Origin of the sequence: Streptomyces globisporus (genome assembly GCF_003501885.1) — a bacterium.
GTDB lineage: Bacteria > Actinomycetota > Actinomycetes > Streptomycetales > Streptomycetaceae > Streptomyces > Streptomyces globisporus_D.
In genome coordinates this window covers 1-14,369 of sequence record NZ_QWFA01000160.1, presented here as the reverse complement: position 1 = coordinate 14,369, position 14,369 = coordinate 1, and the positions used below count along the sequence as shown (strand labels likewise).

Annotated in this window: 14 protein-coding genes; 7 read left to right on the top strand and 7 right to left on the bottom strand. The window is 70.5% G+C overall.

The genetic code is table 11. The features are described 5' to 3' along the window. The coding region (locus D3105_RS25340; protein ID WP_240647012.1) for a 1-aminocyclopropane-1-carboxylate deaminase/D-cysteine desulfhydrase at positions 1-911 on the top strand (911 nt) is incomplete at its 5' end. On the opposite strand, the gene D3105_RS25335 is transcribed toward D3105_RS25340, so the two are convergent. Then, positions 887-2,488, bottom strand: coding sequence for a Na+/H+ antiporter (locus D3105_RS25335; RefSeq protein ID WP_118905333.1), 1,602 nt, complete (start codon positions 2,486-2,488; stop codon positions 887-889). The genes D3105_RS25340 and D3105_RS25335 overlap by 25 nt on opposite strands. 34 nt (positions 2,489-2,522) lie before the next feature. Between D3105_RS25335 and D3105_RS25330 the strand changes: the two genes are divergently transcribed. From D3105_RS25330 to D3105_RS25320, 3 genes are all read left to right on the top strand, one after another. Continuing rightward, entirely contained in the window at positions 2,523-2,783 is a 261-nt protein-coding gene (locus D3105_RS25330; RefSeq protein ID WP_118905335.1) for a UBP-type zinc finger domain-containing protein, read from the top strand. A gap of 232 nt (positions 2,784-3,015) precedes the next feature. Next, positions 3,016-3,429 carry an anti-sigma regulatory factor gene (locus D3105_RS25325; protein WP_003966375.1) on the top strand — a complete coding sequence of 138 codons (414 nt, stop codon included), beginning with the start codon at positions 3,016-3,018 and terminating at the stop codon, positions 3,427-3,429. 23 nt (positions 3,430-3,452) lie between these two features. Beyond that, positions 3,453-4,382, top strand: coding sequence for an RNA polymerase sigma factor SigF (locus tag D3105_RS25320; RefSeq protein WP_065488552.1), 930 nt, complete (start codon positions 3,453-3,455; stop codon positions 4,380-4,382). A gap of 27 nt (positions 4,383-4,409) precedes the next feature. Here the strand turns inward: D3105_RS25320 and D3105_RS25315 are convergent, their stop codons facing one another. Next, on the bottom strand, positions 4,410-4,859 hold the full coding sequence (locus D3105_RS25315) for a hypothetical protein (protein WP_118905332.1): 450 nt from the start codon (positions 4,857-4,859) through the stop codon (positions 4,410-4,412). Between the two features lie 164 nt (positions 4,860-5,023). Here D3105_RS25315 and D3105_RS25310 point away from each other — a divergent pair, with 164 nt between their 5' ends. Together D3105_RS25310 and D3105_RS25305 are read left to right on the top strand one after the other, a co-directional pair. Further along, positions 5,024-5,992, top strand: coding sequence for a diacylglycerol/lipid kinase family protein (locus D3105_RS25310; RefSeq protein ID WP_006127486.1), 969 nt, complete (start codon positions 5,024-5,026; stop codon positions 5,990-5,992). Between the two features lie 320 nt (positions 5,993-6,312). Then, a complete protein-coding gene (locus tag D3105_RS25305; protein ID WP_003953983.1) occupies positions 6,313-6,570 on the top strand; it encodes a WhiB family transcriptional regulator in 258 nt (85 codons plus the stop codon). 167 nt (positions 6,571-6,737) lie between these two features. Here the strand turns inward: D3105_RS25305 and D3105_RS25300 are convergent, their stop codons facing one another. Together D3105_RS25300 and D3105_RS25295 are read right to left on the bottom strand one after the other, a co-directional pair. Then, a complete protein-coding gene (locus tag D3105_RS25300) occupies positions 6,738-8,204 on the bottom strand; it encodes a sensor histidine kinase (protein ID WP_118905334.1) in 1,467 nt (488 codons plus the stop codon). A 362-nt stretch (positions 8,205-8,566) separates the two neighbouring features. After that, complete coding sequence (locus D3105_RS25295) at positions 8,567-9,649, bottom strand: SIS domain-containing protein (RefSeq protein ID WP_118905331.1); 1,083 nt, start codon at positions 9,647-9,649, stop codon at positions 8,567-8,569. Positions 9,650-9,850: 201 nt separating this feature from the next. On the opposite strand from D3105_RS25295, the gene nagB reads away from it, so the two are divergent. Beyond that, a complete protein-coding gene (gene nagB / locus D3105_RS25290; protein ID WP_118905330.1) occupies positions 9,851-10,636 on the top strand; it encodes a glucosamine-6-phosphate deaminase in 786 nt (261 codons plus the stop codon). A 229-nt stretch (positions 10,637-10,865) separates the two neighbouring features. Here nagB and D3105_RS25285 read toward each other — a convergent pair whose 3' ends face one another. From D3105_RS25285 to D3105_RS25275, 3 genes are read right to left on the bottom strand one after another with little or no spacing between them, the layout of a single operon-like run. Continuing rightward, positions 10,866-12,389 carry a glycoside hydrolase family 3 protein gene (locus D3105_RS25285; protein ID WP_118905329.1) on the bottom strand — a complete coding sequence of 508 codons (1,524 nt, stop codon included), beginning with the start codon at positions 12,387-12,389 and terminating at the stop codon, positions 10,866-10,868. Positions 12,390-12,398: 9 nt separating this feature from the next. Further along, positions 12,399-13,262 carry a carbohydrate ABC transporter permease gene (locus D3105_RS25280; protein WP_118905328.1) on the bottom strand — a complete coding sequence of 288 codons (864 nt, stop codon included), beginning with the start codon at positions 13,260-13,262 and terminating at the stop codon, positions 12,399-12,401. Continuing rightward, the gene (locus D3105_RS25275; RefSeq protein WP_118905327.1) at positions 13,259-14,266 is read right to left on the bottom strand and encodes a carbohydrate ABC transporter permease; all 1,008 of its coding nucleotides are present in this window, start codon (positions 14,264-14,266) and stop codon (positions 13,259-13,261) included. The genes D3105_RS25280 and D3105_RS25275 overlap by 4 nt, the downstream gene beginning before the upstream one ends. Positions 14,267-14,369: the final 103 nt, after the last annotated feature.

Genomic DNA, 14,369 nt, shown 5'->3' with positions numbered 1-14,369 from the left:
GCCTCGACGCCCTCCTCCGCCCCCGGCTCCCCTCCCCCCTGCGGGAGGTCCGGGACGAGCACTTCGCGCGCCATGGGGTGCGGCTGTTCCTCAAGCGGGACGATCTGATCCATCCCGATCTGCCGGGCAACAAGTGGCGCAAACTCGCCCTCACTCTGGAGGCCGCCGCCGGGCGCACCGTGCTCACGTTCGGCGGTGCGTACTCCAATCATCTCCGGGCCACCGCCGCGGCCGGGCGGCTGCTGGGCTTCGGGACCGTCGGTGTCGTCCGCGGCGACGAGTTGGCGCACCGGCCGCTGAACCCCTCGCTGGCCCGGTGCGCGGCCGACGGGATGCGGCTGCACTTCGTGGACCGTACGACCTACCGGGCGAAGGCCTCCCCCGAGGTTCTGGCGGGGCTGCTGAGCCGGTTCGGGGACGTGGAGGTCATCCCGGAGGGCGGCAGCAACGCCCTGGCCGCACAGGGCTGTACGGCGCTGGGGCGCGAGTTGGCCGGAGAGGTCGATGTGGCGGCCGTGGCCTGCGGGACGGGCGGCACCCTGGCCGGGCTCGCGGCCGGGCTGGACCCCGGGCAGCGGGCCCTGGGCGTGCCCGTGGTCGGCGGCGGCTTCCTGGCCGAGGATGTGGCGAGGCTCCAGCGCGAGGCGTTCGGCGGCCCGGCCGGGGACTGGTCGCTGGAGGAGCGCTTCACCTTCGGCGGCTACGCCCGTACGACCCCGGAACTGGACGCCTTCGCCGACGGCTTCGAGGACCGGCACGGGCTGCCCGTGGAGCGGGTCTACGTCGCCAAGCTGCTGTTCGCGCTGACCGCACTGGCCGACGAGGGGGCGTTCGCGCCGGGCACCCGGGTGGCCGCCGTGATCACCGGCACCCCGGACGCGCCGCCTCAGGAGTCGTCCGTCTCCCGGTAGGCGGCCGCCTCCTCCAGGTCCAGCCGGCGCAGCAGCGTACGCATCATCTCGTCGTCGATCCGCCGCTCGTCCCGCAGCCGGACGAAGACCTCGCGCTCGGCCTCGATCATCTCCCGCGAGAGCCGCCGGTAGGTGTCGTCCGCCGATTCGCCGGTGACCGGGTCGGCAGCGCCCAGCCGCTCCCAGACGGCGTTGCGGCGGCGCTCCAGCACAGTGCGCAGCCGGTCGGCCAGCGGCGGCGGGAGGCTGTTGTGCGGGTCGTCGAGCAGTTCCCGCAGCCGGGCCTCCGCCGCCTCGGACGCCTCGCTCTGGGCCTGCGCCTCGATGAGTGTGACGGTCTGCGGGTCGGGGCGCGGCAGCTTCAGTACGCGGACGAGGACGGGCAGGGTCAGGCCCTGGATCACCAGCGTCCCGATGACGGTGGTGAAGGTCAGGAACAGCACCAGGCTGCGGGCCGGGAACGGTTCACCGTCCTGCGTGACCAGCGGAATGGAGAACGCGACGGCGAGCGAGACGACCCCGCGCATCCCGGCCCAGCCCACGATGAGCGGCGCGGTCCAGTCGGTGCCGGGCTCGCGCTCCCGGACCCGCCGCGAGAGCCACCGGGGCAGATAGGTGGCCGGGTAGACCCAGACGAAGCGGACCACGACGACGGCCACGAAGACCGCGGCCGCGTAACCGATGGCCTCCTCGACGCCGAACGGGCCGAGCTCCTTCAGGACGAACGGCAGCTGGAGGCCGATCAGCGCGAACACCGCGGACTCCAGGATGAACGCCACCATCTTCCAGACGGCCGCTTCCTGGAGCCGGGTGGCGAAGTCGACCTGCCAGGAACGGTGGCCCAGATAGAGGGCGACGACGACCACGGCGAGGACACCGGAGGCGTGCACCCGTTCGGCCGCCGCGTACGCCACGAAGGGGATCAGGAGGGACAGCGTGTTCTGGAGGAGCGCTTCCTTGAGGTGGGTGCGCAGCCAGTGGAGCGGCACCATGAGCAGCAGCCCGACACCGACCCCGCCGATCGCGGCGAGCAGGAACTCGCCGATTCCGGCGCCCCAGCTCATCCCCTCCCCCACCGCCGCGGCCAGCGCCACCCGGAAGGCGGTGATCGCCGTGGCGTCGTTCACCAGGGACTCGCCCTGGAGGATCGTGGTCACCCGGGCGGGCAGCCCGACCCGGCGGGCGATCGCGGCGGCCGTCACGGCGTCCGGCGGGGCGACGACCGCCCCCAGGACCAGCGCGGCGGTCAGCGGCAGGTCCGGGATGAGCCGGTACGCCAGCCAGCCCACCGCCACGGTCGCGAACAGGGTGTAACCGACGGAGAGCAGGGCGACCGGCCGGATGTTGGCCCGCAGATCCAAGTAGGAGCTGTCCAGGGCCGCCGTGTGGAGCAACGGCGGAAGCAGCAGCGGGAGGACGACATGGGCGTCCAGGTGGTACGTCGGAACGCCCGGCAGGTAGCCGGCCACGAGCCCCACCGCGACGAGCACGAGCGGGGCGGGCACCGGGGTGCGGCGGGCCGCGCCGGCCACCGCCGCACTCACGGCGACCAGGGCGATCAGCGGCAGCGCGTCCATCCCACCGTCCTCGATCCGTCGTAACCTGCCCATCATGAGCGAGTGTGCGCATGTAGCGGATCTGCCACGCCCCGAGCCCGTGCCGCTCGGCGAGACGTGTCCCGAGTGCCTGGAGGCGGGCACCCACCCCGTACAGCTGCGGCTCTGTCTGACCTGCGGGCACGTCGGCTGCTGCGATTCGTCGCCGCTGCGGCACGCCACCGGACACTTCCGGGCGACCGGTCACCCCGTGATCCGGAGCTTCGAGCCGGGCGAGAGCTGGCGCTGGTGCTTCGAGGACGGTTCGATCGTCTGACGTCTGGGTACGTCAATGCGGCGCCGGTTCTTCGTAATTGGACGCCGCAGACCCCTAGCCACTTTCCGTACTCATGGACTTACCATGAGTGACGGTCGCGGTGTGGGGTCCGTACGACACGGCATCATGGATCCGATAACGTCGCCGAGCCGAAGAACCGTCGACGGACCGCATGGCTCCGGGCCACCCTTCCCGGAACCTCGAAAGAGTTTGTGCCACCTTGGAGGTGAGGGTGTCCCAGATCGCAGGCGAGCCCGGGAATCAGGACTTCGTGGAAGTCCGGCTGCCCGCTGCGGGTGCCTACCTGTCGGTGCTGCGAACGGCCACGGCCGGTCTCGCAGCGCGTTTGGACTTCACTCTCGACGAGATCGAGGATCTTCGCATCGCGGTCGACGAGGCCTGCGCGATCCTGCTCCAGCAGGCCGTGCCGGGCTCCGTCCTCAGCTGCGTCTTCCGTCTCGTCGACGACTCCCTCGAAGTGACGGTGTCGGCGCCCACCACCGACGGCCGGGCACCCGAGCGCGACACCTTCGCCTGGACGGTGCTCTCCGCGCTGGCCGGCAAGGTCGACTCCACTGTCGCGGACGACCGTACGGTCAGCATCAGCCTCTACAAACAGCGCGGCGCGGGCCCCGGGCCGGCGTGAGCGACGGGAACGGGGACGGTCCTGTGCGGGACGAGACGATCCGATCCGGGGTGGTGCGCCCAGCAGGCATCCCGGAGCAACAGGCCCGGCCGCATCCGGAGGACGGAGCGGACGGGCCCGAGGGCTTCGACGTCGCGGTGGAGCAGCAGTCGCAGGCAGAGCGGGCGGGCCAGATGAGCGAGCACGGGCACCACGATCCACACGACCGCAGCGGGGCCCGGGCCCTGTTCTTCGAGCTGCGGGAGCTGCCCGACGGTTCCCCGGAGAAGGCCGAGCTGCGCAACCGGCTGGTGCGCATGCATCTGCCGCTGGTGGAGCACCTGGCCCGCCGGTTCCGCAACCGCGGCGAGCCGCTGGACGATCTGACGCAGGTCGCCACGATCGGTCTTATCAAGTCCGTGGACCGGTTCGACCCGGACCGGGGCGTGGAGTTCTCGACGTACGCCACTCCGACGGTGGTCGGCGAGATCAAGCGCCACTTCCGGGACAAGGGCTGGGCGGTGCGGGTGCCGCGGCGTCTCCAGGAGCTGCGTCTCTCGCTGACCACGGCCACCGCGGAGCTCTCCCAGCAGCACGGCCGTTCGCCGACCGTGCACGAGCTGGCGGAGCGGCTCGGCATCTCCGAGGAGGAGGTGCTGGAGGGCCTGGAGTCGGCCAACGCGTACAGCACGCTCTCGCTGGACGTGCCGGACACGGACGACGAGTCGCCGGCCGTGGCGGACACGCTGGGCTCGGAGGACGAGGCGCTGGAGGGCGTGGAGTACCGGGAGTCGCTCAAGCCGCTCCTGGAGGACCTGCCGCCGCGCGAGAAGCGGATCCTACTGCTGCGCTTCTTCGGGAACATGACCCAGTCGCAGATCGCCCAGGAGGTCGGCATCTCGCAGATGCACGTCTCGCGGCTGCTGGCCCGCACCCTTGCGCAGCTCCGCGAGCGGCTGCTCGTCGAGGAGTGAGTGAGCCGAGGAGCGGGGCCGAGCGGCTCAGGCGTCGGGGGTCGTCCTCGGCCCCCGGCGGATGCCCAGGTCCTGGGTGGTCGCCGGGTTCAGGACGAGCACGAGGCCGGTGACGGCGACCACCGCGAGAACGATGCCGGTGGGGATCAGCGCACCCTGCGAGCGCAGCAGCGTCCAGGCCACCGGCAGCGCCATGATCTGGGTGATCAGCGCGGGCCCCCGGCTCCAGCTGCGCAGCATCAGCAGCCCCCGGGCGGCGATCAGCGGGATGGCGCCGAGCGCGACCAGGGTGATCCCGACCGTCTCCGCCTGCTGCGTGCTTTCCAGCTTCCCGAGCAGCCCCATGATCAGCAGGTAGATCCCGCCGACGGCGAGAGCCACGCCTTCGAGGGCGTTGACCCCGGCGAGGACGGTGATCCTGGTCGGGCGCTCCGCGGTGGAGGGCGACGGCGTGGACGGTGTCTGCTGAGTGCTCACGCCTTTCAGGTTGGCATCCCCGGGGCCCGGAAGTGAAGCCGGGGTGCGCGGGGCCACGCCCGTTCGGCGGTGGACCGGGCCGGGGCGTCACGCTCCGTCACCGGGCCCGAGCGCAGCGAACCGGGACTTCAGGGCCGAACCGCCCGGTAGGTAGGCTGGCCGTCATGCGCGCACTCCTCGTGGTCAATCCAGCTGCTACCACCACCAGTGCCCGCACCCGTGACGTGCTCATCCACGCGCTGGCCAGCGAGATGAAGCTGGAGGCGGTGACCACGGAGTACCGGGGGCACGCGCGGGATCTGGGGCGGCGGGCCGCGGACAGCGACGACATCGATCTGGTGGTCGCCCTCGGCGGCGACGGCACGGTGAACGAGGTCGTGAACGGGCTGCTGCACCGGGGCCCGGACGTGGACAACCTTCCGAAGCTCGCCGTGGTCCCCGGCGGGTCCACCAATGTCTTCGCGCGCGCCCTGGGGCTGCCGAACGACGCGGTGGAGGCGACCGGCGCGATCCTGGACGCCCTGGAGAACCGGACCGAACGCACGGTTGGTCTGGGCCTGGCCGCCGGCACCCCGGGCACCGAGGACGAGTCCGTTCCCGAACGCTGGTTCACTTTCTGTGCCGGACTCGGATTCGACGCGGGAGTGGTCGGCCGGGTCGAACAGAAACGCGAGGGCGGCAAGCGTTCGACGCACGCCCTGTACGTACGCCAGGTGGTGCGGCAGTTCCTGAACGAGGCCCACCGCCGGCACGGAACGATCACGCTCGACGTGCCCGGCCAGGACCCGGTGACCGACCTCGCGCTCTCCATAATCTGCAACACCGCCCCCTGGACCTACCTGGGCAATCGCCCGGTCTACGCCTCCCCGAAGGCCTCCTTCGACACCGCACTGGACGTCCTCGGACTGAAGCGTCTGTCCACCCCGGCGGTGGCCCTGTACGGCACCCAGCTGCTCACTTCGAGCCCCGAGAAGGGGCCCCGCGGGAAGCATGCCGTTTCACGGCATGACCTCACGGACTTCACCTTGCATTCAAAGGTCCCACTGCCCTTCCAGATGGACGGTGACCACCTGGGACTGCGTACGAGCGTGACGTTCACAGGCGTACGCCGTGCACTGCGTGTGATTGTGTGAGTAGAAGGGCCGAAAGTCCTTTAACTCGAACGTTTGGACTGGGTCCCACCCCCAAGAAGTGCGCCTGTGACCTAGTCGACACCGAGGAATCAAAAAAAACTTTCCAGAAGGGGTTGTATCCGTCGCTGAGGTTTGGGAATCTCTTCATGGCGATCGGGACGGCCCGCAACACCGGCCTCCACTGAGAGCCAGAACCCCTCCTCACCATCACAGACCACACCCAGTCCATCTGGGGGTCGGCCCGTCATCTGCGGGGGGATTCGTGAAAGCGTTCACATTCACAAGCAACAAGCGTGTAATACCAAGGAGAGGTAGCAGCCATGGACTGGCGTCACAACGCCGTTTGTCGTGAGGAAGACCCCGAGCTGTTCTTCCCCATCGGCAACACCGGTCCTGCGCTGCTGCAGATCGAGGAAGCCAAGGCTGTCTGCCGCCGCTGCCCCGTCATGGAGCAGTGCCTGCAGTGGGCGCTCGAGTCCGGCCAGGACTCCGGCGTCTGGGGTGGCCTCAGCGAGGACGAGCGCCGCGCGATGAAGCGCCGCGCCGCTCGCAACCGGGCGCGTAACGCCAGCGCCTGAGCGACCCCCCGCACCAAGCCTCAGCCCGGCGGCGCGTACAGAGCGTACGCACAGCCCCGCCTTCGAGTCGCAGCGCGCAGTACCCCGAAGCGCATCGCAACGTGAGCATCACGGCGCGGGCCCGGACCGTCACCACGGTCCGGGCCCGCTCTGCTGTGTGCGCCCGGTTACTTGAGACCCTGCACCGGGAGGTCCAGCACCACCTGGGTGCCGCGCTCGGGGGCCGGGACCATACCGAACGTGCCGCCCAACTCCCCCTCCACCAGCGTCCGTACGATCTGGAGCCCGAGGTTGCCCGCCTGCTTCGGGTCGAACCCATCGGGCAGGCCGCGCCCGTCGTCGGTGACGGTGATCAGCAACCGCCCCTCGGTGGGCGATCCGCCGCGCACGGCCGAGACCTCGACCGTGCCGTGGTCGGCCAGGGTGAAGGCGTGTTCCAGGGCGTTCTGCAGCACTTCGGTCAGCACCATGGAGAGCGGGGTGGCGACCTCGGCGTCGAGGATGCCGAAGCGCCCGGTGCGCCGGCAGGTCACCTTGCCCGGCGAGATCTCCGACACCATCGCGATGACCCGGTCGGCGATCTCGTCGAACTCGACCCTCTCGTCCAGATTCTGGGAAAGCGTCTCATGGACGATGGCGATCGAACCGACGCGCCGGACCGCCTCGTTGAGAGCCTCGCGGCCCTGCTCGGAGTCCATCCGGCGGGACTGGAGGCGCAACAGGGCGGCCACTGTCTGGAGGTTGTTCTTCACCCGGTGGTGGATCTCCCGGATGGTCGCGTCCTTGGTGATCAACTCGCGCTCGCGGCGGCGCAGTTCGGTGACGTCCCGGAGGAGGACCAGAGAGCCGATCCGGACGCCCTTGGGCTTGAGCGGGATGGCCCGCAGCTGGATCACCCCGCCCGCGCACTCCACCTCGAACTCGCGGGGCGCGTAACCGCTGGCCACCTTGACCAGGGCCTCGTCCACCGGCCCCCGTGACGGGGCCAGTTCGGCGGTGACGGTACCGAGGTGGTGGCCGACCAGGTCGGAGGCGAGACCGAGACGATGGTAGGCGGAGAGGCCGTTGGGGCTGGCGTACTGGACGATCCCGTCGGCGTCGAGCCGGATCAGGCCGTCACCCACGCGCGGGGAGGCGTCCATGTCGACCTGCTGACCGGGGAACGGGAAGGACCCGGCGGCGATCATCTGGGCCAGGTCGGAGGCGGACTGGAGGTAGGTGAGCTCCAGCCGGGAGGGGGTGCGCACGGTGAGCAGGTTGGTGTTGCGGGCGATCACGCCGAGCACCCGGCCGTCGCGGCGTACGGGGATGGACTCGACCCGTACGGGCACCTCCTCGCGCCACTCCGGGTCGCCCTCGCGCACGATCCGGCCCTCGTCCAGGGCCGCGTCGAGCAGCGGGCGGCGGCCGCGCGGCACCAGGTGGCCGACCATGTCGTCCTGGTAGGAGGTGGGCCCGGTGTTGGGGCGCATCTGGGCGACGGAGACGTACCGCGTGCCGTCGCGGGTGGGCACCCACAGCACGAGGTCGGCGAAGGACAGGTCGGAGAGCAGTTGCCACTCCGAGACCAGCAGATGGAGCCACTCGAGGTCGGTGTCGCTCAGAGCGGTGTGCTGGCGGACGAGGTCGTTCATGGAGGGCACGTGTGGAGCGTACCTGGGGTTACCGAAGGTGTTCGAACCACTCGGCCCGATGAGCCGTGCAGGTGTACGGAGGTACGACGATGGACAGGCGGGGCGGCCGGCCCGAGAATGTCGTGCACACGGATGGACACGAGTATTGGTCTAGTCCACAATGTTCATCAAGACCTCCGCTCTCCCCGCACAGGAGAGTGGACCGAGGCACCCGGCGCTCTCTGCCCTGACCGCGCCGGTGCCTCCAGTGGCCGGGGGCACCGCACACCGCCGGCCAGGTAGCTCCGGGCTGCGGTGCCGGATGGGCTGAGGGTCCCATCCCGGCGCCGCGGCCCGCGGGTGTTTCAGGGCCGGCCGACTGCTCAGCGGGTCTCGGTGACCTTCGCCAGGGCGCGGGGCGCGTCCGGGTCCTGACCCCGGGCGATCGTCACCTCGTACGCCAGCATCTGCAGCGGCAGGATCTCCAGGATCGGCTGCAACTCCTCCGGGACGCCCGCCGTGGGCAGTGAGAAGCCGGCCGACGCCGCCTCCACCTGGGCCTTGGGGCCGACCACGAAGAGATCCGCGCCGCGGCCGCGCAGCCGGTCCAGCACCGGCTGGAGGGCCTCGCCGCCCCGGCCGTCGGTGACCACGGCGATCACCGGGGAGATGTTGTCGACCATCGCCAGCGGACCGTGCAGCAGATCCGCGCCGGAGTAGGAGAGAGCGGGCATGTAGCTGGTCTCCATGAGCTTCAGGGCCGCTTCCTTGGCGGTCGGATAGCCGTAGCCGCGCGAGGTGATCACCATGCGTTCGGCGAAGCGGTAGCGGGAGGCCAGCGCCTTCACCTCGGTCCGGCGGCCCAGGATCGCGCCCGCGAGGTCGGGCAGGCCCGCGGCGGCCTCGGTGCCGTCGCGGCCGCCCAGGCCCTCCACGAAGAGGTACAGGGAGAGCAGGGACGCGGTGTACGTCTTGGTGGCCGGGAGCGCCTTCTCCGGGCCCGCCAGGATGTCGATGTGGTACTCGGACACGGCGGCGAGCGCGGAGTCCGGGTTGTTGGTGACGGCGAGGGTGATGGCCCCGGCCTCCCGGGCGGCCCTCGTGGAGGCCACCAGGTCCGGTGAGCCGCCCGACTGGCTGACGGTGACCACGAGGACGTCCCGCAGGTCCGGCTTGGCCCCGTACGCCGTCGTGGTGGACATCGAGGCGAGGCCGCAGGGCAGGCCGAGGCGGATCTCCAGCAGGTACTTGGCGTAGAGCGCCGCGTTGTCGGAGGTGCCGCGCGCGGTGAGCAGGACGAAGCGGGGTTTCCTGGCGGCGATCTCGGCGGCGACCTCGCGGATGCGGGGCGCGCCCCGGTCGAGGATGCGGCGCAGCATCGCGGGCTGCTCGGCCATCTCGCCGGACATGATGCGGCCGGGCTCGTCGCCCCGGCCGCCCGGGTCGACCGGAAAGGTGGCGGACATGTGAGGGCCTCCCTGCGCTGTCGGCTGCGGTGTCGCCGTACCGGACAAGTCGACCAGGCAATTCCGTGGGCCGCCAGCGGGCCGGGGCGGGAGGGGGCCGCCGGTGCGTGGACTCTTCTCCGTACGGCTGCCCGATTCTGCTAAATTGGAGTTTGATTGGTCTATACCACCTCCACCTCTAGTCAGATCGGCAGGCACAGCGTGGAAGTTGTCATCGTCCCGGACGCCACGGCAGGCGGCGAACTGATCGCGGAGGCCATCGCCGCGCTGCTCCGCCGCAAGCCCGACGCCCTGCTCGGCGTTGCCACCGGCTCGACCCCGCTGCCCATCTACCGCGCGCTCGCGTCGAAGGTCGCCTCCGGCGCGGTCGACGCCTCGCGCGCCCGGATCTGCCAGCTCGACGAGTACGTCGGGCTGCCCGCGGGCCACCCGGAGTCGTACCGCTCCGTGGTGCTGCGCGAGGTCGTCGAGCCGCTCGGGCTCTCCGAGGCCTCCTTCATGGGCCCCGACGGCGCGGCCGAGGACGTCCAGGCGGCCTGCGAGGCGTACGACCGGGCGCTGGCGGAGGCGGGCGGCGTCGACCTCCAGCTGCTGGGCATCGGCACGGACGGGCACATCGGCTTCAACGAGCCGTGCTCCTCGCTCGCCTCGCGCACCCGGATCAAGACGCTGACCGAGCAGACCCGGGTGGACAACGCGCGCTTCTTCGACGACGACATCGAGCAGGTGCCGCACCACGTGATCACGCAGGGCATCGGGACGATCCTGGACGCCCGGCACCCGATCCTGCTGGCCACCGGCGAGGGCAAGGCGGAGGCCGTCGCCCAGACGGTGGAGGGTCCGGTCGCCTCGATCGTGCCCGCCTCCGCGCTCCAGCTGCATCCGCACGCGACGGTGGTGGTGGACGAGGCTGCGGCGTCGAAGCTGAAGCTGGCGGAGTACTTCCGGGCCACGTATGCGGCGAAGCCGGGGTGGCAGGGGCTGTAGGGCCTTGCCCCTCGCCCCTTGATTCCTTGTTCCTGTACGGCTCAGGGCCGGGACGCCGTCGTGGTGTCCCGGCCCTGAGCCGTGTGGTGCGGTGTGCTGAATGGTGCAGCCCGTCCGGCGGGAGGCTTTGTCCTCAATCGCCGGACGGGCTTGATTTTGGCCGGCCCGGGGCTTCGACTGCGGGCCCACCGGCCCCAGGCCCGGTCCTCGAACGCCGGACGGGCTGGGTCTATGTCCTCGTCAGCGCTTCCGCTGCTGCCTGGCCGCAGACCCTTGCCGCCCCATGGGTCGCTATGTACAGCGCGCCCCTGGGGTCCGACTGGGGCAGGCCCATCTCGACCACGACCGTGTCGGGGCGGGCCGCCAGCAGGGTGTCGAGCGCCGCGCCCATCCAGGGGTGGCGGTGCTCGTCGCGGACCACGGCGACGATGCGCCGCTCCCCCGCCGCCGCCAGGATCGCGTCCACCACAGCGGTGGTCCCGGCGGTGTAGGTGTCCGTGCCGGTGCCGGGCAGGATCCGCTCCAGCTCGGCGGCGATGCCCCACGGGGTCTCGTCGCCGACCGCGATGTTCGCCTCCGCGCCGAACGAGGCCACGTACGCCGCCTCGGTCAGCCGGTCGCCGGAGCCGGTCACCCGGACCGCGCGGCGGGCGGCGATCAGACCGATGTCGGAGCTGACTCCGGTGCCGGGCGCGGTCCCCTCCTGCACTGCCGCGCCCGACTCCCGGATGTCCCCCCGAACCCTCTGCGTCCAGGACGCCAGGGCTCGTACACGGGCGGCCGCGTCGGCGAGCCGCTCCTCGGTCAGTTCCCCGCTGCGCACGGCCGCGACGAGGGCGTCGCGCAGCCGCAGCACCGTCTCCTCGTCGGCCAGGCCGCCGCCCACACAGATGGCGTCGGCGCCCGCCGCGAGGGCGAGGACGGACCCGCGCTCGATGCCGTACGCACCGGCGATGGCGTCCATCTCCACGGCGTCCGTGACGATCAGGCCGTCGTAGCCCAGCTCCTGGCGCAGCAGACCGGTGAGGATCTGCGGGCTCAGGGTCGCCGGGCGGTCCGGATCGAGTGCGGGAAGCAGGATATGCGCGCTCATCACCGATTTGGAACCCGCGGCGATGGCCGCCCGGAAGGGGACCAGCTCACGGGCGTGCAAGGTGTCGAGGTCCACATCGATGCGGGGCATCGCGAGGTGCGAGTCGACCGCGGTGTCGCCGTGTCCGGGGAAGTGCTTGGTGCAGGCGGCGACGCCGGCGGCCTGGAGCCCCTCGATGTACGCGGCGGTGTGCCGGGCGGCCAGCCGGGTGTCGGCACCGAAGGAGCGTACGCCGATGACCGGGTTGCCCGGGTTGGAGTTGACGTCGGCGGAGGGCGCCCAGTTGAGGTTGACGCCGCACTCGGCGAGCCGGCGGCCGAGCTCCTGGGCGACGGCCCGGGTGAGGTGGACGTCGTCCACCGAGCCGAGCGCGAAGTTGCCGGGGAACGAGGAGCCGTGCGTGACCTCCAGGCGGGTCACGTCGCCGCCCTCCTCGTCGATCGCGACGAGGACGTCGTCCCGCTCGGCGCGCAGCCGCGCGGTGAGCGCGGTGAGCTGCTCGGGCGAGGTGATGTTGCGGCCGAACAGGCCGACGGAGGCGAGGCCCTCACCGACGCGGCGCAGCAGCCAGTCCGGTGCGGTGGTTCCGGTGAATCCGGGCTGGAGCACGGCGAGCGCGTCGCGCGTCACCGTGTCCGTGGTGGAGACGAGGGTGGTCATGGGCCCGCACTATCCCTTCACGGCGCCGGAAGTGAGGCCTGCGGCCATCTTCTTCTGGATGATCATGAAGAACACGACGACGGGGAGGGCGATCATGGTCGATGCGGCCATGAGGGCTCCGTAGTCCGTTCCGCGCTCGGTCGTGAACGTCATCAGCCAGACGTTCAGCGTGTACTTGGAGTTGTCGTTGATCAGGATGTAGGCGAAGAGGTACTCGTTCCACGCGTTCACCAGGGCGAAGATCGACGCGGCGGCGAGTCCGGGGGCGAGCAGCGGGAAGATCACCCGGCGGAAGGCCTGGAAGCGGGTGCAGCCGTCCACCATCGCGGACTCCTCCAGCTCCACCGGGATGTTCACGACGAAGCCGCGGATCATGATGGTGGCGAAGGGCAGCGTGGAGACGAGGTAGACGACGATCAGGCCCCAGTACTCGTCGATCCCGCCCATCGCGTTGAGCTGGGCGTAGATGGGAATGAGCATCGCCGTCGGCGGCAGCATCTGGACCAGGATCATGATCAGGACCAGGGCCTTGCGGCCGAAGAACCGGAACCGGCCGATCGCCAGGGCCGCCAGCGTCGCGATGATCATGCCGCCGACCACCGCGGTGACCGCGACGATCAGGCTGGACTGGATGGCGGTGCCGAAGTTCGGCTGCTCGGTGGCCCGGACGAAGTTGTCGAAGGTGATCGACGTGGGCCAGAGCGTCTGGTCGTAGCTGCGGATCTCCCGGTTGGGCCGCAGGGCGCTGATGACCAGCCAGTAGACCGGGAAGACCATGACCAGGGCGATGCCGAGGCCGAGCAGGTCGAAGTGGAGCCGGCTCTTCTTGCGATCGGGCCGCAGCGCCTGTGTCGTCTGGGTCGTGCTGCTCATTCGACCTCTCCCGTCTTCATGAGCTGGCGCAGGTAGTACACGGCCACGCCGGACAGCAGCAGCACCGTGATCAGAGCGATGGCGGTGCCCTGGCTGAAGGAGGTGGACTCGAACGCCTTGGAGTAGGAGTAGAGGCCGAGGGTCTCGTACTCCGGCTCGGGCTTGTTGCCGCGCAGCAGCCAGATCTGGCCGAAGACGTTGAAGTCCCAGATCACCGAGAGGGTGGCGACCATGGTGAAGACCGGCTTGATGACCGGCCAGGTGACGAACTTGTAGATGCCGTAGGCGCTGGCGCCGTCGAGCGCGGCGGCCTCCTCCAGTTCCTGGGGGACCTGGGTGAGGGCGGCGTACAGGGTGACGACGACGAACGGGATGGCGCCCCAGACGACCAGCAGCGTGATGATGCCGAAGCCCTGGACGGGGTTGAGGTACCAGTTGTGTCCGAGCCAGTCCTCGCCGACGACCTTGGCGATCAGGGTGTTGATCAGGCCGTAGTCGGAGTCGGCCATGAAGCGGAAGATCGAGGCGGCGACCATCAGCGGCATCGACCAGGCGGCGATGAGGCAGGCGGTGAGCACCAGCCGGACCCAGGTGGAGAGCCTGCGCATGAGCAGGGCGACCAGCAGGCCGATGCCCATGGTCAGGGTCACGCAGATCGCCATGAAGACGACCGTGCGGAAGGTGACCCACCAGAACTCGGGGTCGCCCAGGATGTTGGTGAACTGCTCGAAGCCGACCCAGGGAGCCGGCTCTCCGGACCACAGCTCGCGGCGGCCCATGTCCTGGAAGGACATGACGACCGTCTTGCCGAGGGGGTAGAGGTAGACGGCGGCGATCGCCACGATCGCCGGGAGGATCAGGAAGTAGGGGAGAAGTTCACCCTTCTTCCGCTTCCTCTTCTGTACCCGGGGCGCATCGTCGTCGGGGGACGACTTCCCGATCGCCTGCGGGTCGGGTGGTACGGGGACCGGCGGCCCGGCGGCCTTGGTATCAGCGGCAGACACGTGGCTGACCTTCCATCGCGGGTCCGGGGCGGACCCCGGAATTCACGGCGTTCTCTTGCGGGAAAGGCGCGGGGGCCCGGCACAGGTGCCGGGCCCCCGCCCC

Bases quoted from the DNA above. Each gene is read 5' to 3' on its own strand.
- D3105_RS25335 (WP_118905333.1), bottom strand. From the start codon at position 2,488: ATGGACGCGCTGCCGCTGATCGCCCTGGTCGCCGTGAGTGCGGCGGTG.
- D3105_RS25330 (WP_118905335.1), top strand. From the start codon at position 2,523: ATGAGCGAGTGTGCGCATGTAGCGGATCTGCCACGCCCCGAGCCCGTG.
- D3105_RS25310 (WP_006127486.1), top strand. From the start codon at position 5,024: ATGCGCGCACTCCTCGTGGTCAATCCAGCTGCTACCACCACCAGTGCC.
- D3105_RS25305 (WP_003953983.1), top strand. From the start codon at position 6,313: ATGGACTGGCGTCACAACGCCGTTTGTCGTGAGGAAGACCCCGAGCTG.
- D3105_RS25300 (WP_118905334.1), bottom strand. From the start codon at position 8,204: ATGAACGACCTCGTCCGCCAGCACACCGCTCTGAGCGACACCGACCTC.
- D3105_RS25295 (WP_118905331.1), bottom strand. From the start codon at position 9,649: ATGTCCGCCACCTTTCCGGTCGACCCGGGCGGCCGGGGCGACGAGCCC.
- D3105_RS25285 (WP_118905329.1), bottom strand. From the start codon at position 12,389: ATGACCACCCTCGTCTCCACCACGGACACGGTGACGCGCGACGCGCTC.
- D3105_RS25280 (WP_118905328.1), bottom strand. From the start codon at position 13,262: ATGAGCAGCACGACCCAGACGACACAGGCGCTGCGGCCCGATCGCAAG.